This window comes from Pseudomonas sp. B14-6 (genome assembly GCF_013260315.1).
In the GTDB taxonomy this organism is placed as follows: Bacteria; Pseudomonadota; Gammaproteobacteria; order Pseudomonadales; family Pseudomonadaceae; genus Aquipseudomonas; species Aquipseudomonas mandelii.
The window spans coordinates 3,548,606-3,568,251 of record NZ_CP053929.1 but is presented as its reverse complement, the minus strand read 5'-3'; the positions used below and the strand labels follow the sequence as shown (position 1 = coordinate 3,568,251).

Below are 19,646 nucleotides of genomic sequence, written 5' to 3'. Positions count from 1 at the left end.
GCTCGCTCCCACAGGGGATTTGTGAACGACACAGATCCAGTGTGGGAGTGAGCCTGCTCGCGATGGGCACGACTCGGTTTCAAGCCTAGCGCTTCAACCACTCCAGCATCCCCAACCCCGCCGCACGCCCACTGGCGAAACACGCGGTCAGCAGATAGCCACCGGTCGGTGCTTCCCAATCGAGCATTTCCCCCGCGCAGAACACCCCAGGCAATTGCTTGAGCATCAGCCGTTCATCCATCGACTCGAACATCACGCCTCCGGCGCTGCTGATGGCCTCGTCCAGTGGACGGGTTTTAACCAGCATCAGGGGCAACGCCTTGATCGCCCTGGCCAGCAACGCCGGATCAGCAAAGCTTTCGGCCGGTGTGAGTTCGCGTAGCAATGCCGCTTTCACCCCATCGATCCCGAGCTGGCTGTGCAGGTGTTTGGACATGGAGCGGGAGCCACGGGGTTTGCTCAGCGCCGCCTGAACTTTATCCACAGGCCGGCCCGGCAACAGGTCAAGATGAACGGTGGCGGAGCCGTGCTGATTGATGGCCTCGCGAATCGGTGCCGAGAGGGCGTAGATCAAGCTGCCTTCGATCCCGGTCGCGGTGATCACGCATTCGCCCAAGCGCGGCACGTCGTCATTGAGGCCGATGGCGATGTTCTTCAGCGGCGCGCCAGCAAATTTGCTGACCATCAACTCGCTCCAGGCTTGCACCTCGAAGCCGCAATTGCTCGGTTGCAACGGCATCAGTCCTACGCCTCGCTGCTCCAATGGCAGCATCCACGCGCCGTCCGAACCGAGGCGTGACCAGCTGCCTCCGCCGAGGGCCAGCAAGGTGGCGTCGGGCTTGATGATGGTTTCGCCATCGGGGCTGTCGATGCGTAACCCACCGTGGTCATCCCAGCCGAGCCAGCGGTGGCGGGTGTGGATAACGACGCCGGCCTCGCGCAGACGCTTGAGCCAGGCGCGCAACAGGGGGGCCGCTTTCATGTCGGTCGGAAACACCCGGCCGGAGCTGCCGACGAAGGTTTCGATGCCCAGGTCATGAATCCACTGGCACAACGCATCAGCGCCGAATGAGCGAAGCAGCGGGGCAATCTGCGGCGCGCGTTCGGCATAGCGCGAGAGAAACGCCGGGTAGGCTTCGGAATGGGTGATGTTCATGCCGCCGACACCGGCCAGCAGGAATTTTCGCCCCACCGACGGCATGCCGTCGTACAGGTCGACCTTGATCCCGGCCTGGCTCAGCACTTCGGCCGCCATCAGACCGGCGGGGCCGCCGCCGATGATGGCGACGTGAGAAGGGGAGGAGGTCGAGGGCTGGGTCATGGAGTGCGCTGCGGTTCGGCGGAATAAGCCGGGCATTCTATCAGCACAGATCCCTGTGGGAGTGAGCCTGCTCGCGATGGCGGTGGGTCAGTCAAAATCGATGTTGGATGTGATGGACTCATCGCGAGCAGGCTCGCTCCCACATCGGTTCCGGGGTGTTCATAAAATAGTGATCAAAAAACAACCAGTGCTCTGCATGCTATATGAAGCATGGCCTGCAGACCCTTTCACTCAGGTTATCCACAGGCAGTTCCACAGGCATTGTGGGTAAAGACTCACACCTCAATGACACCCTGATGACTGCCAGACCCGTTGCGCGCTGTGATGCAGGATGCCGTGGCGGCGCGCCAGGGCCTGGCGGTCCTTGCTGTAGCCGCCGCCAATCACTCCTACCACCGGAATATCCCGACCCAGGCAGTGGCGCATCACGCTTTCATCGCGAGCGGCCACGCCTTCGTCGGTCAGCTTCAGGTAACCGAGGGCGTCGTCCTTGTGCACGTCGACGCCGGCGTCATACAACACCAGATCCGGTTGGTAGAGCGGTAGCAAATAATTCAGCGCGTCATCCACCACCTTCAGGTAATCGGCATCGCCCATGCCTTTTGGCAGCGGGATGTCCCAGTCGCTTTCAGCCTTGCGTGCAGGAAAATTCTTTTCGCAGTGCAGGGAAACAGTCACCGCCTCCGGGGTGTTGTGCAGAATCCGTGCAGTCCCGTCGCCCTGGTGCACGTCGCAATCGAAGATCAGCACCCGATTCACACGGCCGCTTTCCAGCAGGAAATGGCTGATCACCGCCAGGTCATTGAAGATGCAGAAACCCGCCGGATAGTCGTAATGCGCGTGATGGGTGCCTCCGGCCAAATGACAGGCCAGCCCATGTTCCAGCGCCTGTTCTGCCGCAAGCAACGATCCGCCGACCGCCCGCACGGTGCGTCGGGCCAGCGCTTCGCTCCAGGGCAGGCCGAGGCGCCGCTGGTCTTCGCGGGACAACTCGCCGCTCATGTAGCGTTCGATATAGGCAGCGTCATGGGCGAGGGCGAGAATCTCCGGGGGGCAGAGCTCCGGGCGCAGCAGGTCGGCGTCCCGGGTCAGGCCGCTGTCCACCAAGTGATCGCGCAGCAGGCGAAATTTGTCCATGGGGAAGCGGTGATCCGCCGGGAATTCGGGGCTGTAGTCTTCGTGGTAGATCAGCGGCAGCGGCATAACGAATTCAGGTAGGAATGAGTGAAGGATCCTACCAGCGTTGTAGACTTGCGGCATGGAAAGGGGAGGAAAGATGGAGCCGATACTGGAACTCGAGAGCGCACGACTGCTGTTGCGGCAGTGGCGCGATGAGGATTTGCCGGAGTTTGCGGCGATGTGCGCCGATCCACAGGTGATGCGATATTTTCCGGCGCCTTTAAGTCGTCTGGAAAGTGCGTCGCTGATCGGACGGATTCGCGGGCATTTTGCCGAACATGGCTTTGGTCTCTGGGCGCTGGAGCGCAAGGACACCGGGGCATTCATCGGTTTCACCGGCCTCGGTGTGGTTGGTTTCGATGCGCCGTTCACCCCGGCGACCGAAATCGGCTGGCGCCTGGCGCGCGAGCATTGGGGCTTGGGTTATGCCAGTGAGGCGGCGTGGACCGCTCTGCGCTGCGGCTTTGATCGGTTGGCGCTGCAAGAAGTCGTGTCGTTTACCGCCAAAGACAACCTGCCTTCGGAAAAAGTCATGCAGGCGATCGGCATGCACCATGATTCAGCCGATGACTTTGACCATCCCAAGCTCGCGGCCGATCATCCCCTGCGTCACCATGTGCTGTATCGCATCTCCCGTGAACAATGGCTGCAAACCTTGCATGGATAAGCAGTCACGGACGTTTACAATGGCTGCCATGGGCCCTGGCCATAAACTGAATCGACCGCCGCAGCCAAGACTGCGCGGCAAGCTTTGTGTGAGGAGAGTCTGAATGAGCCAAGTGTTGGATGATCTGGTCGATTTGCTGACCCTGGAACCGATCGAAGAAAACCTGTTTCGTGGCCGCAGTCAGGACCTGGGTTTTCGTCAGTTGTTCGGCGGTCAGGTGATCGGTCAGTCGTTGTCGGCGGCCAGTCAGACAGTCGAAGAAGCGCGCCATGTGCATTCGATGCACGGTTATTTCCTGCGCCCGGGCGATTCCGCGTTGCCTGTGGTGTATCAGGTTGACCGGGTGCGTGATGGCGGCAGTTTCAGCACGCGCCGGGTGACGGCGATCCAGAAAGGCAACCCGATCTTTACCTGCAGCGCCTCGTTCCAGTACGACGAAAAAGGCTTCGAGCATCAGGCCGAGATGCCGACCGTGGTCGGCCCGGAAAACCTGCCCTCGGAACTGGAACTCACCCAGCAGCGTGCGCACCTGATCCCTGAGCACATGCGCGAGAAATTTCTGTGCCCCAAGCCGATCGAATTCCGACCGATCACCGAGAAAGATCCCTACAACCCGCAACCGTCAGATCCGGTCAAGTACGTCTGGTTTCGCGCCGACGGTGCTTTGGCCGACTCTCCGGCGTTGCACAAATACCTGCTGGCCTACGCCTCGGACTTCGGTCTGCTGACCACCTCGATGCAGCCCCATGGCAAATCGGTCTGGCAGAAAGACATGCAAGTCGCCAGCCTCGATCACTCGCTGTGGTTCCATGCGGACCTGCGCGCCGATGACTGGTTGCTGTACGCGATGGACAGCCCCTGGGCCGGCAATTCTCGCGGGTTCACCCGTGGCAGCGTGTTCAATCGTGCCGGGCAACTGGTGGCTTCGGTGACTCAGGAAGGTTTGATCCGTCACCGCAAGGATTGGGCATGAGCCTGGCCGAGGTGCGGCACTGGGTGTTCGACATGGACGGCACCCTGACGGTGGCCGTGCATGACTTCGCGGCGATTCGCGTGGCGTTGGCGATTCCCGCCGAAGACGACATCCTGACCCACCTCGCGGCGCTGCCGGCCGATGAAGCGGCCGCCAAGCATGCTTGGCTGCTGGAGCACGAACGGGACTTGGCGCTGGGTTCGAAACCGGCGCCGGGTGCGGTGGAACTGGTGCGGGAGTTGGCCGGGCGCGGTTATCGTCTTGGCATTCTCACGCGCAATGCTCGGGAGCTGGCGCACGTAACCCTGGAGGCGATCGGCCTGGCTGACTGTTTTGCCGTGGAGGATGTGCTGGGGCGTGATGAAGCGCCGCCTAAACCGCATCCCGGTGGTTTATTGAAACTGGCCGAGGCCTGGCACGTGCCGGCGAGCGAGATGGTGATGGTCGGTGATTACCGCTTTGATCTGGATTGCGGCCGAGCGGCGGGGGCGCGGACGGTGTTGGTGAATCTGCCGGATAACCCTTGGCCGGAGCTGACGGATTGGCATGCGGCGGATTGTGCGGTGTTGAGGGAGATGCTTTCGGCTTGAGGGCCCCTCGCTGACAAGCCTCGCTCCTACAGAGGGGCCGCGCTGCCCTTGCAGGAGCGAGGCTTGCCCGCGAAGACGTCAGATCAGGCCATACAAACTCACTGACCAAACAATACCTTCTGCCCCTCCGGTGACGTCAGCATCCCATCCCCGTTATGCCCGACCCCCGGCACTTCAACCAGCCGCTGATTCACCCCTTTCGGATTACGACGCAGCAGGTAATTGAAAAAATTCTTCCCGCGAACCAGACGATAAGCACCTTGGGCTTCGGCCTCGCAACCTTTGTCCAGCGCCGGATGCTGCGGGTCGGTGTCTTGCTGCCCGAGCAGGTAAGTCACGTCCCGTTTGACGTAATTTCCTTCAATCTGTGGTGCCGTTTGCCCACTGGCATATACCGGTAAATCCGTCAGCCCGTATTTCCAGCGATTGAAACCGGGGCACGCCGCATGGTTGAACGCCACTGGCCGCTGCTCATTGAAATACGCATAGGACGAAGGGTTGGCGACCACGTAGCGAAGCTTCACGCCGGCGGCCGTCAAGGCCGGTTGCTCGCGGGCCAGCAACGCATATCGCTGCACCACCTGAGCGCCACCGGAGTGGCCGGCGAGGATGATTTCCTTCACGTCCGGAAACTGTCGATGGTCGCCGACTCGCTCGATGATCTGATCGAGGGCTGCAAAGGAACTCAGCGCAAAAGGAGCGGTGGATAAACCTCCTGCCATCCAGTCATTGCCCTGCCAGCGCAACACCGTGTCTGCCACAGGATGAAGTGCGATGTCGGTTTCGTTGAGGAATTGCGGCGCGATCACCAGGGTGCTTGCACTTTGCCCGGCCAGTTCCGCTGCGCGCTCGGCGCTCTGGCGATAGGTTTCAGCGTTGCGCAGACGACCATGGATGATGATCAGCACGCGTTCGATTTTCGCGGGCGCCGGGCCGAGGCTCACCGCCATCTCACCTTCTTTCAACAACAACCGCCCGGGGCTGAGCTCTTTGGCGCCATGCTCCGCAGCCTGGGTGCTCGCGCAGGTGAACAACAACATCAACAACCACTTATTCATTTAAAGGTTTTTCGCCGCAAAGGTATCGCACTGGCCCACCTGGCCTTGCGCAAATCCGGTTTTGAACCAGCGCACCCTTTGCGCCGATGTGCCATGGGTAAACGAGTCAGGTACCACCCGACCCTGCCCTTGTTGTTGCAAACGGTCATCGCCGATGGCGTTGGCCGCGTTCAAGGCTTCTTCGATGTCACCCGGTTCCAGCCAGTTCAGACGCTGCTGCGCATTGTTGGCCCAGACGCCGGCCAGGCAATCGGCCTGCAACTCCTGACGCACCAACAAGCCGCCATCACCTTCCATCTGCCGGCCTTGCTGGCGAGCTGTCTGAATTTTCGCGGAAACGCCGAGCAATGTCTGAACGTGGTGTCCGACTTCATGAGCGATCACGTAGGCCTGGGCGAAGTCACCGGCCGCGGAAAAGCGTTGCGACATTTCCTGGAAAAAAGCCATGTCCAGGTAGACCTTCTGGTCGGCCGGGCAATAGAACGGTCCGGTCGCCGATGTCGCCAGACCACAGGCCGAATTAACCCGGTTGCTGAACAGCACCAGCGTCGGGTTTTTATACTGCCGACCGGCCTGCTGGAAAATCTGGCCCCAGGTGTCTTCGGTATCGCCGAGGATCGAGCGCACGAATTCGGCGCCTTCATCATTGGCCGGCGGCGCCTTGCGGCTCTGGTTGGTGGCCGGTGCCGATTGCTCGGTCATTTGTCCGGTCAGTTGCCCGAGGATTTGCATCGGGTCCTGGCCGGTGAGCCAGCCGATCCCCACAATCAGGATGATCGCGGTCAGGCTCAGGCCTTTGCCGCCACCAAAACGCATCCCACCGCCACCGCTGCCGACATCATCACCACGGGCGTCGACCACGTTGTCGCTGCGTCGGCCTTTTTTCCATAGCATGTGGGAATCCTCTGATTGTCCGTGGTGATGAGTGTTGCTGGTGTGGGGGGGCGGCGCCAGTCCGGCTGTCCGGCATTTCGTTCACTGGCCGGAAGAATCGCTGACTGTAGGAACATGGATCACCCATTGAATTCCGTCAGGGCGCGGATTTTTATCGAACGGGCGACCCGCGGGTCTGTCGAGTAGCGGGTTCCAGATTTCGCATTACAGGGTTCATCTTCTAGAATCAGGCATTGTAGGTGGAACCTCCCATGGCCGGCAGTCAGATCGAACGTGTCTTCAATGTGCTCGAAAGTCTCACCAGTGACCCTCGCGGTTTGCCGATGCAGATGCTCGCGGAGCAACTGGATATCCCGAAAAGCGCAACTCACCGCCTGCTTGCGGAGCTGATCAGGTTGGGTTATGTGCGGCAGAATCCAGAGAACCTGCGGTATCACTTGTCCACCAAACTGGTGGCGATGGGGTTTCGTTATTTGTCGGGCAGCGGCGCCGATATCGTTCAGCCAGTGCTGGATCGCCTGGCCCAGGACACCGGGGAGTTGGTGCGTCTGGGGGTGATTGAAGGCGAGCGGCAGATCTGGATTGCCAAGTCCCAGGGGGCCCGTTCCGGCCTGCGCTACGACCCGGAAATGGGTCGCGATGCGCCGTTGTTTTATACCGCGTCGGGCCATGCGTGGCTGGCGTGCATGACCGATGCCGAAGCGTTGTCGCTGGTTGAGCGCCAGGGCGGCGAGCAGCCAAAAGACCTCGGGCCGAATGCTCCGCGTTCCAACATTGAACTGCTCGAACGTCTGCGTCTGGCGCGGGAACAGGGCTATGCCTGGGTCGAGGAAAGCTCGGCGGTGGGCACCTCGGCGATCGCGGCGGTGGTGCGGCACCCGAGCGAGGGTCGTGTGATCGGTGTGCTGAGCATCGCCGGACCGAGTGCGCGGATGCCGGGGGCGCGGTTGCATGAATTGGCGCCGCTGTTGTTGAGGTATACCGAGGAATTGGCGGCGGCGAGTCTGGCGTCGGAGTTGTTCAGCTAATTTACGGGGAGCGAGCCTGCTCGCGAAAGTGAACTTTCAAATAGCTAAAATGTTGAATGTCAGTCCGCCATCGCGAGCAGGCTCACTCCCACGGTTGATTTTTATTGATCGTGAAACTGTGCGGTATTCGAACACTTTCGGCTGAAGCTTGTGTTGGAATCTGGAACCAGGTTCTAAATTATTGGAGCTCGCCGCCCGAGACACGTTTCACTTCTCAAGGGAAACCCATGACCGCCAGCACTCCGCTCTCCGGCGTTAACCAGCCCTTCAAAGGGATTTTGCTGATTGTCGTCGCCACTTTCCTGTTTTCCAGCCATGACGCTTTTTCGAAATACCTCTCGGGCTTCTATCCGATCGTGATGGTGGTCTGGGCTCGTTATGTGGTGCACACCTTGTTGATGGCCGGGATTTTTCTGCCGCAGTCCGGGTTGCGCGTCCTACGGACCAAACGACCGATGCTGCAGTTGGTGAGGGCGTTGTGCCTGTTGGGCACCAGTTTGTTTTTTACCACCGGCCTGCAGTACATCCCGTTGGCTGAAGCGACGGCGGTCAACTTTCTTGCGCCGGTTCTGGTGACTGCGCTCTCGGTGCCGCTGCTGGGGGAGCGCGTGACACGTGGCCAATGGATCGCGGTGATTTGCGGATTTATCGGCGTGTTGATCATCGTCCACCCCGGTGGCGATCTGTTCACGCCGGCGGTGTTGCTGCCGCTCTGTTCAGCGCTGTTTTTCTGCTTTTATCAGTTGCTTACTCGCAAGCTCAGCAACATCGACAGCCCGACCACCAGCAACTTCTTCGCCGGCTTGTGCAACACCCTGGTGATGAGCGCGCTGGTGCCGTTCTTCTGGCAAGTGCCGACACTGGGGCATGGTTTCATGATGGTGGCGCTGGGGACCTGCGGGATGACCGCGCATTTGTTTCTGACTCAGGCCTTCCGCCACGCCGCGCCCGCGTTGTTGGCGCCGTTCGGTTACTGCCAGATTGTCTTTGCCGGTTTGCTGGGCTGGCTGCTGTTCTCCCACACACCGACCCTGACCACAGTGATCGGGATCGCGGTGATTTGCTGCAGCGGGTTGGCGGCGGCGTGGCAACAGAGTCGTCGGTAGGAAAATCAAACAGGCAGGCCTGGAACCAGGCCTGCCAAGGGAGGGGACTTTACTCGGTGACAGTAGGAATCTTGCGCGGTGCCATGAAGTACATCCAGGTCAGGGCAATGAAGTACATCGCCGGAATCAGGGTGAACAGCACGGTGTAGTTGTTGTTGGTGACCGTCAGGATGTGGCCGACCAACTGAGTCATGAACATACCGCCGATGGCTGCGCACATGCCGCCGAATCCAAATACCGTACTCATCATGTGTTTAGGCGTGTAGTCCATCACCAGGCTCCAGATGTTGGCGGTCCAGGCCTGGTGCGCACCGATGGCCAGGGAGATGGCGAACACCGCGACCCACAGACTGCTCGAACCCGCCGCCATGATTACGCCGACGATGCAGCAGGCGAACAGGAACATGGACAACAGGCGCGCCTTGATCGGATTCATGCCGCGGCCGATCAGGAGCGAGGACAGGATCCCGCCGCCGACGCTGCCGAAGTCTGCAGTCAGGTAGATGATGATCAGCGGGATACCCATCTGGGTCACGTTGATCCCCAGGTTGTATTGCTGATTGAGAAACGGCGGCAGCCAGTACAGGTAGAACCAGAACACCGGTGCGGTGATGGAGTAGGCGAGGGCGAAGGCCCAGGTGCCACGCATGCGCAGGATTTTCGAGAACGGTACACGGGTCTGCTCCGGCTCGACTTCCTTCTGGATGTAGTCCAGTTCCGATTGTTTGACGCTCGGATGGTCTTCCGGGTTGAAGTACTTCAAACCCCAGAACAGCAACCAGATCCCGCCCAGTGACGCCATGCACAGGAACGCGGCTTGCCAGCCCCACACGTGCAGGATCAGCGGCAGCAGCATCGGCGTGAACATTGCGCCGACATTGGTGCCGGCGTTGAAGATGCCGGTGGCCACGGCGCGCTCGCCGGCCGGGAACCACAAGCGCGTGGTTTTCACGCAAGCCGGGTAGTTGGCGGCTTCGGTCAAACCGAGGATGAACCGGCAGACCATGAAGCCGACCGCCGACGTGGCCAGGCCGTGGGCGCCGGTCGCCAGGCTCCAGAGCAACACTGCGCAGAAGAACACGCGCTTCACACCGACCCGATCGATCAACCGGCCTTGCAGCACGAAACCGATGGCGTAGCCGACCTGGAACCAGAAGTTGATGTTGGCGTAGTCCATCGCCGTCCAGCTCATTTCCTTGGCGAGGATAGGCTGCATGACGCCCAGTGCCGCGCGGTCGATGTAGTTGAGCGTGGTGGCAAAAAACACCAGTGCCAGCATGCCCCAACGGGTCTTGCCGACCGCCATGGCGCCGCGAATCTTGTCGCCGATACCGCCGCTGGCAGGAGTCATGGAGGAACGCTCCACGGGAGAGCTTTGAGAAGGAGTCATGTAGGCCACCGATTATTTTTATGTGGTGTTCTGAGTCTTTGGTCATCGAGACCGATGTGTGTGACCGGGCTCAATGTGTCGTCGATGTTGGGCAGTGGACGAAAAATCGTCAATTCGCCAAGGGCCATTGTGTTCGATAATCGCACGCAAAACTAACTGGGTAGTACACTTTAAATTGCTGTGTTCGACTGCCAAGCCAATAATTCCCCCGAGAGAAACGCGATCCCTGTAGGAGCCAGGCTTGCCGGCGATGGCGTCCTCAAGATCGCCTTCGCGAGCAAGCTTCGCTCCTGCAAAAAGGGTGCGACGCCTTTAATAAGATTGTCTCCACCACCGGGAGCCGAAATATGCAGCGTTCCATTGCCACCGTTTCCTTGAGCGGTACCCTGCCGGAAAAACTCGAAGCCATTGCCGCCGCCGGGTTCGACGGGGTGGAGATCTTCGAAAACGACCTTCTCTACTACGACGGCAGCCCGCGGGAAATCAAGCAGATGTGCGCCGATCTCGGGATCGCGATCACACTGTTTCAACCCTTTCGGGACTTTGAAGGCTGCCGCCGCGACCGTTTGCATCGCAATCTGGAACGGGCCGAGCGCAAGTTCGACCTGATGCAGGAACTGGGCACCGACCTGGTGCTGGTGTGCAGCAACGCGTCCGCCGATTCCATCGGTGATGAAAATATCCTCATCGACGACTTGCGCCTGCTGGCCGAACGCGCCGGCGCACGCGGGTTGCGGATCGGCTACGAAGCGCTGGCCTGGGGCCGGCATGTGAACACCTGGCAACAGGTGTGGAACATCGTCCGTCAGGCCGATCACCCAAGCCTCGGTGTGCTGCTGGACAGCTTTCACACGCTGTCGCTCAAGGGTGATCCGAGTGCCATCGCCGAGATCCCTGGCGATAAAATCTTCTTCGTACAAATGGCCGACGCACCGATTCTGGCGATGGACGTGCTCGAGTGGAGCCGGCATTTCCGCTGCTTCCCGGGTCAGGGCGAATTCGATTTGCCGGGCTTCCTGGCTCCGATCATCAAGAGTGGGTACACCGGGCCGCTGTCGCTGGAAATCTTCAACGACGGTTTCCGTGCCGCGCCGCCTCGGGCCAATGCCGCCGACGGTTTGCGTTCGTTGCTGTATCTGGAGGAGAAAACCCGTCAGCGTCTGGCACAGGAAACGACACCGGCGGTCAGCCTCGACATACTGTTCGAAACGCCCAAGGCCAGCGAATACAACGGCATCGAGTTTCTCGAATTCGCTGTGGACGAAAGCCTTGGCGCCAAGCTTTCCCACTGGCTGGAGCGACTGGGTTTCGTCAAGGCCGGGCAACATCGCTCCAAGAGCGTGAGCCTGCTGCGTCAAGGTGACATCAACCTGATCCTCAATTCCGAGCCTTACTCGTTTGCCCACAGTTTTTTCGAAGCGCACGGTCCGTCGCTGTGCGCCACCGCCGTGCGGGTCAAGGACAGCGCCAGTGCGCTCGCTCGGGCCGTGGCCTACAAGGGGCAACCGTATCGCGGACTGGTCGGCCCCAATGAACTTGAGCTCGCTGCCGTGCGCGCACCGGATGGCAGCCTGATTTATCTGGTGGATCAGGACGCCGATGTCTACGGCACTGATTTCCATCTGCAACCGGCTGCCGTGGCCAGTGGTGGCCTCAAACGCATCGACCACATGGCGATGGCATTGCCGGCCGACAGTCTCGACAGTTGGGTGCTGTTCTATAAGAGCCTGCTGGATTTCGAAGCCGATGACGAAGTGGTGCTGCCCGATCCTTACGGTTTGGTGAAAAGTCGAGCGTTGCGCAGTCGTGACAGTTCGATTCGCCTGCCGCTGAACATTTCCGAAAACCGCAACACCGCGATCTCACACGCGCTGTCGAGTTATCGCGGCTCCGGCGTGCATCACATCGCGTTTGATTGCGATGACATCTTTGCCGAAGTCAGTCGTGCCAAAGAGGCGGGCGTGCCGCTGCTGGATATTCCGCTCAACTATTACGATGACCTCGCTGCACGGTTCGATTTCGACGACGAATTCCTCAGTGAACTGGCGTATTTCAACGTTCTTTATGACCGCGATGCCCAGGGCGGCGAGCTGTTCCATGTGTACACGGAGCCGTTCGAAGGGCGGTTCTTCTTTGAAATCATCCAGCGCAAAAATGGCTACGCCGGTTACGGTGCGGCCAATGTGGCGGTACGCCTGGCGGCCATGGCCAAATCCCGAAGTGGTGCGGTACGTCTGGCAAAGTTGTAGGAAAATCGTAAACACGGCGACAAACCGCTGCCGCGCGGCTTCCTTCACTGGGCGGTGCGGCCCATAATCGCCAGCCTGTGCAGTGATGGCCGTGAGCCCGCAATGACGATAACTTCAGAACTCTCCGCAGTGCCCGCCGAACCGATTGCCGGGCCGCGCAAGAGTCGCAAGAACAACCCGGAAAAGACCCGCGAGAACATCCTTCAAGAGGCGATTGTCGAATTCGTCCAGCAAGGGCTTTCCGGTGCTCGCGTCGATGCCATCGCCGAGCGCATCCACACCTCCAAACGCATGATTTATTACTACTTCGGCAGTAAGGAACAGCTGTACGTCGAGGTGCTGGAGAAACTCTACGGCGACATCCGCAACACGGAAAACCATCTGCACCTGGCCGAACTGGCGCCGGTGGAGGCGATTCGGCGACTGGTGGAATTCACCTTCGACCACCATGACCGCAACGTCGATTTCGTGCGCATCGTCAGCATCGAGAACATTCACAACGCGGAGTACGTGAAGCGTTCCGATGCGATCAAGGCGATGAACAACACCATCCTCGATTCCCTGGGCGTGATTTTGCGTCGCGGGGCTGAAGAGGGCGTGTTCCGTTCAGGGCTTGAGCCGCTGGATGTGCATCTGCTGATCAGCTCGTTTTGCTTTTATCGCGTGTCCAACCGCCATACCTTCGGTGAGATTTTTCAGATCGACTTGCCGGACGAAAGCATCAAGCAGCGTCATCGGGAGATGATCTGCGAGTCGGTCTTGCGATACCTGCAAGCCTGACCTGTGGCGAGGGGGCGTCGGAACACCGCATCGCCCCGTTGGGCTGCGATGCAGCCCTCATACTTTCAACCTTAGCCATTCATGCTCTGAAAATGCGCCAACATCCGCTGCGCATCCGGCACCACGCCACTGAACAACTCAAACGCCTTCACCGCCTGAAACACCGCCATGTTGCCGCCATCCAGCGTTCGGCAACCCAAGGCGCGGGCATTGCGTAGCAACTCGGTTTCCAGCGGAAAATAAACAATCTCCGCCACCCACAACTCAGCCCGAAGCAACTCCACCGGAACCGGCATGCCCGGCAGTTTCTTCATGCCCATGGGCGTGGTGTTCACTAACCCATCCGCCTGTCCCAGCGTGCTCGGCAAATCATGCCCCGCCACGGCCCGGCCAGCGCCGAAGTGTTGATTGAGATTGTCCGCCAAGGACTGCGCACGGCTGATCTCCACATCGAAAATACTCAGCAGCTGTACGCCTTCGCTCAACAGCGCGTGGGCCACTGCCGCCCCGGCCCCGCCAGCGCCCATCTGGACCACACGCTCGCGGGCAACGTCCTTCAAGCCCCGGCGAAAACCCTCGGCAAAACCGAGGCAATCGGTGTTGTGGCCGATGCGCTTGCCGTCCTTCAGCACGACCGTGTTCACCGCCCCGATGCCGCGAGCTTCCGGCGACAATTCGTCGAGCAACGGGATGATCGCCTGCTTGCACGGGAAGGTGATATTCAGGCCGGTGAAGTTCATGCGTTCGGCGGCCATCAACAGATCGGGCAGGGCGCTGCTGTCGAGTTTCAACTGATCGAGGTCGATCAAGCGATACAGATAACGCAAACCCTGGGCATCACCTTCATGCTCGTGCAGTGCCGGAGTACGGGAAGCCTGGATGCCGGCGCCGATCAGCCCGGCCAGTACCGCGTTGTTCTGAGTCACGGCGCTTACCCCTTCAAACGTTGGCTGAAGTAATCCAGCGCCAGGCGATAACCATGGCTGCCGAAACCGGCCATCACCGCTGTGGCAATGGCGGAAACGAAGGAGTGATGCCGGAAGGGTTCGCGGGCGTGAACGTTGGACAGGTGAACTTCGATCACCGGCAATTCGCTGGCGACCAAGGCATCGCGGATCGCGACTGACGTGTGCGTCCAGGCCGCCGGGTTGATGACAATCCCGGCGCAACGGCCACGGGCCGCGTGAATCCAGTCGAGCAATTCGCCTTCATGGTTGGTTTGGCGAAACTCCACTGCCAGGCCGAACTCTTCGGCGGCGCGTCCGCACAGGGCAGAGATATCGGCCAGGGTTTCGTGACCATAAGTCGCCGGTTCGCGGGTGCCAAGCAGGTTCAGATTCGGGCCGTTGAGCACCAGAACGATAGGGGACATCGAAGTCTCTCCACATATTATTTTTGGAATGGGCTGGGGTGATCAGCCTGTGGAGATAAATTGTACTAGCTGGTTAGTTCGGTCAATTGAAGAGCGGTTTCATTGAGGTTTTGTGTGCGGTGATCGGACAGTCGCACGACTTATCGCGGCAGATGCTCGACCAGGAAATCGATAAATGCCCGCAGTCTAAGCGGCATATGACGGGTCTGTGGATAGAGCAGGGTGAAGGGGCGCGAGCGTCCGCCATACGGCTTGAGCACTTCCACCAATGAGCCATCGGCCAGTTCGTTTTCAACGATGAAGCGGTAGGTTTGAAAAAGCCCCGCCCCGTGTTTGGCCAGGGTCACGCCGCCGAGTACGTCGTCAGAACAACTGAGGCTGCCCTCGGCAAGAATCTCCCGCGGGACGCCGTCGTCGTTGAACAGCCAGGCAATGCGCCGACCGCTGCTGGGCAATTCGTATTGAATGCATTCGTGCTGCGCAAGGTCGTCCAGGCTTTGCGGGGTGCCCGCGCGCTTCAGGTAATCGGGGCTGGCAATCATCACCAGGGCGGCGTCCTCAAGGTGCCGGGCGATGAGGCCGGAATCCGGAATCGCCCGCACGCGGATCGCCATGTCATAGCCTTCGCCGACAAAATCGATGTTGCGATTGCTGATGTGCGATTCGACTTTCACGTCTGGAAAACGCGCCCGGAATGCCGGCAACAACGGCAAGATCCGATGGTGCGCATACGTCGTGGGAATACTGATGCGCAGTGTCCCGGACGGTTGCTGTTGCTGGCCCATGACCTCGCGCTGAGCCTCCACCAACTGCGCCAGGGCCTGACGACATTCCTCGTAATAGCGCCGACCGCTGTCGGTCAGCTTGACGCTGCGGGTGGTACGCGCAAACAGCCGCACGCCCAGACGTTCTTCCATGCGCGACACCGATCGACTCACGGCGGCCGGTGTGACACCCGCCACCAACGCGGCCGCCGTAAAGCTGCCGGCCTCGGCGGCGAGGCAAAACAGTTCGATGCTGCCCAGCTGAAGATCGTCGAATACTCGCTGCATGATGGATGACACCGGGGGTCAAAGAGGGACTGGATTTCGCCACTGTAGATGAAATCGGCCCGGCGGTGCTTTACTTGACGGCGTCTTCCTTGATAACCGGCCAGGAGCAGCATCATGCCTTTCGTCAGCGTGCGTATTACCCGTGACGGCGTCACCCGGGAGCAGAAAGCCCAAGTCATCGCCGAGATTACCGACACCTTGGAGCGAGTCCTCGGCAAGGATCCGAAATTGACCCACATCGTGATCGAAGAAGTCGACACCGATAACTGGGGTTATGCCGGCATGACCACCACCGAGTATCGAAAAAACCTGCCGGGATGAGGGTGTTACACGCCCGCAGAGCCGTCCTCGTGACGGCTTTTTTGTGGGCGCGGCGAAAGGATTGCTTACTATTTTGCGCCGTTATCCACCGGTCCAAGGCGAGGCTTGGCGCTAGTCTCAGAGGCGTAAAGGCGATTTGGCGTCGCGCCAATTGTCGGTTTTCCAGGGAATGTCGGGTCTTCGGATTCCTTAACCTAACGGATGGGTTGGTATGCGCTTATTCAGCTACAAAGGGTTTTCAATGGTGATCATGTTGCGTGATGAGCACTGTCCGCCTCACGCACATGTGGACGCCGGAAGCTGGAGCGCACGCTTCAAATTCTGCTTTTGGCACAACAGTGTCGAGCTGTGGGATGTGGTTCCTCATTCAAATCGGCCGCCAGTGGCCGTGCTGGAAGGATTGCGTCACGCACTCGGCCAACCCGCCCACTTGCGCCGCGCCCGTGCCATCTGGTGGGGCGAGTTGCACACGGTCTGTCTTGATCATCAGATTTGGGACTGGCAGGCCAGCGAAGTCGTGGTGATAAAAAGGATTGCGAGTACGACCTGGATGATTGGCTCGGCTTGCTATGAGCCCGAGACGAACAAGACCCTGTTGGCGCTGATCGGCGCTCCTGAGGGTGTGGAGATCCAACTATGAAAACGATACAGGCAGGCATGCTGGTCGATCGGCCTGTCACCGAGGCCGTGCTGGATGAAGCCATCCAGCGCGGGCAAGTGCGCCAGAAGAGCGGATTGCAGGCGACTTCGGTGAGGTTTGTGGAGCCTTGTCTGGCGGTCAGTTTCATTGATGGCAGTGGCGTGCTGCTGCCCGTGCAGCACTATCCGGAATTTGATGATTTTGACGTCGAGGATTTCGCAGACCTCAAAGTCGGCTTTTCCGGAACCGCCCTGTGCCATGAAGGCAAGGATCTGCACGTGTCCATCGCTGGGATGATTTCGGCGAGCAAGCCGTTGATGGACATGGCTGCCTCGGTCATCGCCTCGCGCAATGGTCGCCAAAGCAGCGCCGCCAAAGCCGAGGCCGCGCGGGCCAATGGCCGAAAAGGCGGGCGTCCGCGCAAGACAGATGTCACCGATTGAGCACCCACAAAAAAGCCGTCGTGATGACGGCTGATTTGTCTAAGCGACTGACTTTCAACGACGGGTCAGCAACACCCCGGATTCCATGTGATGTGTCCACGGAAACTGGTCGAACATCGCGCACTGGGTGATGCGATGGGTGTCGTGCAACTGGGCGATGTTGGCGGCCAGGGTTTCCGGGTTGCAGGAGATGTAGAGGATGTTGTCGAAGCGCCGGGTCAGTTCGCAGGTGTCCGGGTCCATGCCGGCGCGAGGCGGGTCGACGAAGACGCTACCGAATTCGTAGCTCTTCAGGTCGATCCCCTGCAGGCGACGGAACGGGCGAACTTCGTTCAGGGCTTCGGTCAGCTCTTCTGCGGACAACCGCACCAGGGTGACGTTATCCACAGCGTTTTCGCTGAGGTTGCTCAGTGCGGCGTTGACCGAAGTCTTGCTGATTTCCGTGGCCAGCACTTTGCGCACACGGGTCGCCAGCGGCAGGGTGAAGTTGCCGTTGCCGCAATACAGCTCCAGCAAATCGTCCGGGCGATCGCCGAGGGCGTCGTAAGCCCAGTTGAGCATCTTCTGGTTCACGATGCCGTTGGGCTGGGTGAATGCACCTTCGGGCTGGCGGTAGCTGAACGTGCGGCCACCGACGTCGAGTTTCTCGACCACGTAATCATGGCCAATCACTTCGCGTTTGCCTTTCGAACGACCGATAACGCTGACGTTCAGGTCGGTGGCCAGTTTTGACGCCGCCGCGTGCCAGTGTTCATCCAGTGGACGGTGATAGCACAAGGTGATCATCGCATCGCCGGCCAGGGTGGTCAGAAACTCCACCTGAAACAGCTTGTGGCTCAGCGCCGCACTTGCCTTCCAGGCCGCCTTGAGCTGCGGCATCAGTTCATTGATGCGCAGGCTGGCGATCGGGAACGCTTCGATCAGGATCGGCGTGCGTTTGTCTTCCTGGGAAAACATCGCGTAATGCCGATCACCGCCTTCGCGCCACAGGCGGAATTCGGCACGCAGGCGGAAATTTTTCAGCGGCGAGTCAAACACCGCAGGTTCCGGTGCATCGAACGGGGCCAGCAGATCGCGCAGGCGCGTGACCTTTTCTTCGAGCTGAATGGCGTAGGCCTGGGAATCAAAAGTCATGCGTTGAACCAACCCAACTTGATCACAAACAGAATCGAAAGAATCACCAGCGCAGGGTTCAGCTCACGGCCGCGGCCGGACAGCAACTTGATCGCGGTCCAGGAGATGAAACCGAAGGCGATGCCGTTGGCGATGGAGTACGTAAACGGCATGGCCAGCGTAGTGACCACGACCGGTGCGGCGACGGTGATGTCATCCCAGTCTATTTCGGCCAGGCCGGATGTCATCAACACCGCGACGAACAGCAGCGCCGGTGCGGTGGCGAACGCCGGAACACTGGCGGCCAACGGCGAGAAGAACAGCGCCAGCAGGAACAGGATCGCCACCACGACGGCCGTGAGGCCGGTACGGCCACCGGCACTCACGCCAGCGGCGGATTCGATGTAGCTGGTGGTGGTCGAGGTGCCCAGCAGCGAACCGGCCATGGCCGCGGTGCTGTCGGCGATCAGGGCGCGGCCCATTTTCGGCATGTGGCCGTCCTTGCCCATCAGGCCGGCGCGCTTGGCGACGCCGATCAGGGTGCCGGAGTTATCGAACAGGTCGACGAACAGGAAAGCGAAAATCACGCTGACCAGACCGATGTCGAGCGCACCTTTGATGTCCAGTTGCAGGAAGGTCGGCGCCAGGGACGGCGGCATCGACATCACGCCGCCGAACGGCGTGAAGCCCAATGCGATGGACGCGATGGTCACGACCAGAATGCCGATTAGCACCGCACCGCGCACGGCGAGCGCTTCGAGGGCAACGATCAGGGCAAAACCGAGGGTCGCGAGGATCGGAGCGGGTTGCTTCAAATCACCGAGGCCGACCATGGTCGCCGGGTTGCTGACGACGATGCCGGCGTTATGCAGGGCGATCAGCGCCAGGAACAGGCCGATACCGGCGGCAATCGCTGAGCGCAGCGGCAGCGGGATGCTGTTGATGATCCATTCGCGGATGCGGAAGATCGACAGCAGGAAGAACAGCACCGCCGAGATGAACACCGCCCCCAGCGCCACTTGCCAGGTGTGGCCCATGTGCAGGACCACGGTGTAGGTAAAGAAGGCGTTCAGGCCCATGCCCGGCGCGAGTGCGATCGGGTAGTTGGCGATCAGGCCCATCACCGTGGAGCCGATGGCTGCTGCCAGACAGGTCGCGACAAACACCGCGCCCTTGTCCATGCCGGTCTCGCCGAGGATGCTCGGGTTGACGAACAGAATGTAGGCCATGGCCAAGAAAGTCGTGACGCCCGCCAGAATCTCGGTCCGCACGTTGGTGTTGTGTGCCTTGAGTTGAAACAGCCTTTCCAGCATGTCTGCTCCCCGTGGCGCGCCGGGCGCCGTGAATGTATCGACCTCAACAGCAAAGCACAGACCGCTGATAGCGCCTGGTAATTTTCTGTGGGCCGGAAAAAGCCGCGCATCATACCAGCAGCGTGGGGCTATGGCTGCTTATGGCTGCGATCGTCGT

Annotated in this window: 20 protein-coding genes; 10 read left to right on the top strand and 10 right to left on the bottom strand. The window is 60.2% G+C overall.

Features of this window, described 5'->3' with window-relative positions:
- Positions 1-85: 85 nt before the first annotated feature.
- Positions 86-1,321 (bottom strand): TIGR03862 family flavoprotein, encoded by a 1,236-nt coding sequence (locus HP062_RS16335; RefSeq protein ID WP_178119846.1) that lies wholly within the window; start codon positions 1,319-1,321, stop codon positions 86-88.
- A gap of 282 nt (positions 1,322-1,603) precedes the next feature.
- Positions 1,604-2,524: a histone deacetylase gene (locus HP062_RS16330; RefSeq protein ID WP_010467425.1), complete on the bottom strand. Its 921-nt coding sequence runs from the start codon at positions 2,522-2,524 to the stop codon at positions 1,604-1,606.
- 73 nt (positions 2,525-2,597) lie between these two features.
- Here HP062_RS16330 and HP062_RS16325 point away from each other — a divergent pair, with 73 nt between their 5' ends.
- The 3 genes from HP062_RS16325 (at position 2,598) to HP062_RS16315 (ending at position 4,730) form a co-directional block, all read left to right on the top strand.
- Complete coding sequence (locus tag HP062_RS16325; RefSeq protein WP_010467427.1) at positions 2,598-3,167, top strand: GNAT family N-acetyltransferase; 570 nt, start codon at positions 2,598-2,600, stop codon at positions 3,165-3,167.
- A 103-nt stretch (positions 3,168-3,270) separates the two neighbouring features.
- The gene (tesB, locus tag HP062_RS16320) at positions 3,271-4,140 is read left to right on the top strand and encodes an acyl-CoA thioesterase II (protein ID WP_083375702.1); all 870 of its coding nucleotides are present in this window, start codon (positions 3,271-3,273) and stop codon (positions 4,138-4,140) included.
- The gene (locus tag HP062_RS16315; RefSeq protein ID WP_010467429.1) at positions 4,137-4,730 is read left to right on the top strand and encodes an HAD family hydrolase; all 594 of its coding nucleotides are present in this window, start codon (positions 4,137-4,139) and stop codon (positions 4,728-4,730) included. Before tesB ends, HP062_RS16315 begins: the two co-directional genes overlap by 4 nt.
- A 98-nt stretch (positions 4,731-4,828) precedes the next feature.
- Here the strand turns inward: HP062_RS16315 and HP062_RS16310 are convergent, their stop codons facing one another.
- Both HP062_RS16310 and HP062_RS16305 read right to left on the bottom strand, forming a co-directional pair.
- Positions 4,829-5,788, bottom strand: coding sequence for an alpha/beta fold hydrolase (locus tag HP062_RS16310; protein ID WP_010467432.1), 960 nt, complete (start codon positions 5,786-5,788; stop codon positions 4,829-4,831).
- Positions 5,789-6,682, bottom strand: a complete 894-nt coding sequence (locus HP062_RS16305) for a neutral zinc metallopeptidase (RefSeq protein ID WP_010467434.1) — start codon at positions 6,680-6,682, stop codon at positions 5,789-5,791. It lies immediately after the preceding gene.
- A 251-nt stretch (positions 6,683-6,933) separates the two neighbouring features.
- Between HP062_RS16305 and HP062_RS16300 the strand changes: the two genes are divergently transcribed.
- Positions 6,934-7,710, top strand: coding sequence for an IclR family transcriptional regulator (locus tag HP062_RS16300; RefSeq protein ID WP_083375704.1), 777 nt, complete (start codon positions 6,934-6,936; stop codon positions 7,708-7,710).
- A 227-nt stretch (positions 7,711-7,937) separates the two neighbouring features.
- Complete coding sequence (locus HP062_RS16295; protein ID WP_172791678.1) at positions 7,938-8,816, top strand: DMT family transporter; 879 nt, start codon at positions 7,938-7,940, stop codon at positions 8,814-8,816.
- A 49-nt stretch (positions 8,817-8,865) separates the two neighbouring features.
- Here the strand turns inward: HP062_RS16295 and HP062_RS16290 are convergent, their stop codons facing one another.
- The gene (locus HP062_RS16290; protein WP_010467439.1) at positions 8,866-10,167 is read right to left on the bottom strand and encodes an MFS transporter; all 1,302 of its coding nucleotides are present in this window, start codon (positions 10,165-10,167) and stop codon (positions 8,866-8,868) included.
- A gap of 386 nt (positions 10,168-10,553) precedes the next feature.
- Between HP062_RS16290 and quiC the strand changes: the two genes are divergently transcribed.
- Together quiC and HP062_RS16280 are read left to right on the top strand one after the other, a co-directional pair.
- Positions 10,554-12,455, top strand: coding sequence for a 3-dehydroshikimate dehydratase QuiC (quiC, locus tag HP062_RS16285; protein ID WP_172791677.1), 1,902 nt, complete (start codon positions 10,554-10,556; stop codon positions 12,453-12,455).
- A 102-nt stretch (positions 12,456-12,557) separates the two neighbouring features.
- The gene (locus HP062_RS16280) at positions 12,558-13,235 is read left to right on the top strand and encodes a TetR/AcrR family transcriptional regulator (RefSeq protein WP_042932539.1); all 678 of its coding nucleotides are present in this window, start codon (positions 12,558-12,560) and stop codon (positions 13,233-13,235) included.
- Between the two features lie 71 nt (positions 13,236-13,306).
- Here the strand turns inward: HP062_RS16280 and HP062_RS16275 are convergent, their stop codons facing one another.
- From HP062_RS16275 to HP062_RS16265, 3 genes are all read right to left on the bottom strand, one after another.
- On the bottom strand, positions 13,307-14,161 hold the full coding sequence (locus HP062_RS16275; protein WP_083375706.1) for a shikimate dehydrogenase: 855 nt from the start codon (positions 14,159-14,161) through the stop codon (positions 13,307-13,309).
- Positions 14,162-14,166: 5 nt separating this feature from the next.
- Complete coding sequence (gene aroQ, locus HP062_RS16270) at positions 14,167-14,607, bottom strand: type II 3-dehydroquinate dehydratase (RefSeq protein ID WP_172791676.1); 441 nt, start codon at positions 14,605-14,607, stop codon at positions 14,167-14,169.
- Between the two features lie 140 nt (positions 14,608-14,747).
- A complete protein-coding gene (locus tag HP062_RS16265) occupies positions 14,748-15,659 on the bottom strand; it encodes a LysR family transcriptional regulator (RefSeq protein WP_010467449.1) in 912 nt (303 codons plus the stop codon).
- A gap of 114 nt (positions 15,660-15,773) precedes the next feature.
- Between HP062_RS16265 and HP062_RS16260 the strand changes: the two genes are divergently transcribed.
- The 3 genes from HP062_RS16260 to HP062_RS16250 all read left to right on the top strand — a co-directional run bounded on the left by HP062_RS16260 (position 15,774) and on the right by HP062_RS16250 (position 17,063).
- Positions 15,774-15,980, top strand: coding sequence for a 4-oxalocrotonate tautomerase family protein (locus HP062_RS16260; RefSeq protein ID WP_010467451.1), 207 nt, complete (start codon positions 15,774-15,776; stop codon positions 15,978-15,980).
- A gap of 211 nt (positions 15,981-16,191) precedes the next feature.
- Entirely contained in the window at positions 16,192-16,620 is a 429-nt protein-coding gene (locus tag HP062_RS16255; protein ID WP_154501805.1) for a DUF4160 domain-containing protein, read from the top strand.
- The gene (locus HP062_RS16250) at positions 16,617-17,063 is read left to right on the top strand and encodes a DUF2442 domain-containing protein (RefSeq protein ID WP_172791675.1); all 447 of its coding nucleotides are present in this window, start codon (positions 16,617-16,619) and stop codon (positions 17,061-17,063) included. Before HP062_RS16255 ends, HP062_RS16250 begins: the two co-directional genes overlap by 4 nt.
- A 54-nt stretch (positions 17,064-17,117) precedes the next feature.
- Here the strand turns inward: HP062_RS16250 and trmA are convergent, their stop codons facing one another.
- On the bottom strand, positions 17,118-18,197 hold the full coding sequence (gene trmA / locus HP062_RS16245; RefSeq protein ID WP_172791674.1) for a tRNA (uridine(54)-C5)-methyltransferase TrmA: 1,080 nt from the start codon (positions 18,195-18,197) through the stop codon (positions 17,118-17,120).
- Complete coding sequence (locus tag HP062_RS16240; RefSeq protein WP_010467459.1) at positions 18,194-19,489, bottom strand: NCS2 family permease; 1,296 nt, start codon at positions 19,487-19,489, stop codon at positions 18,194-18,196. The genes trmA and HP062_RS16240 overlap by 4 nt, the downstream gene beginning before the upstream one ends.
- Positions 19,490-19,646 lie beyond the last annotated feature (157 nt).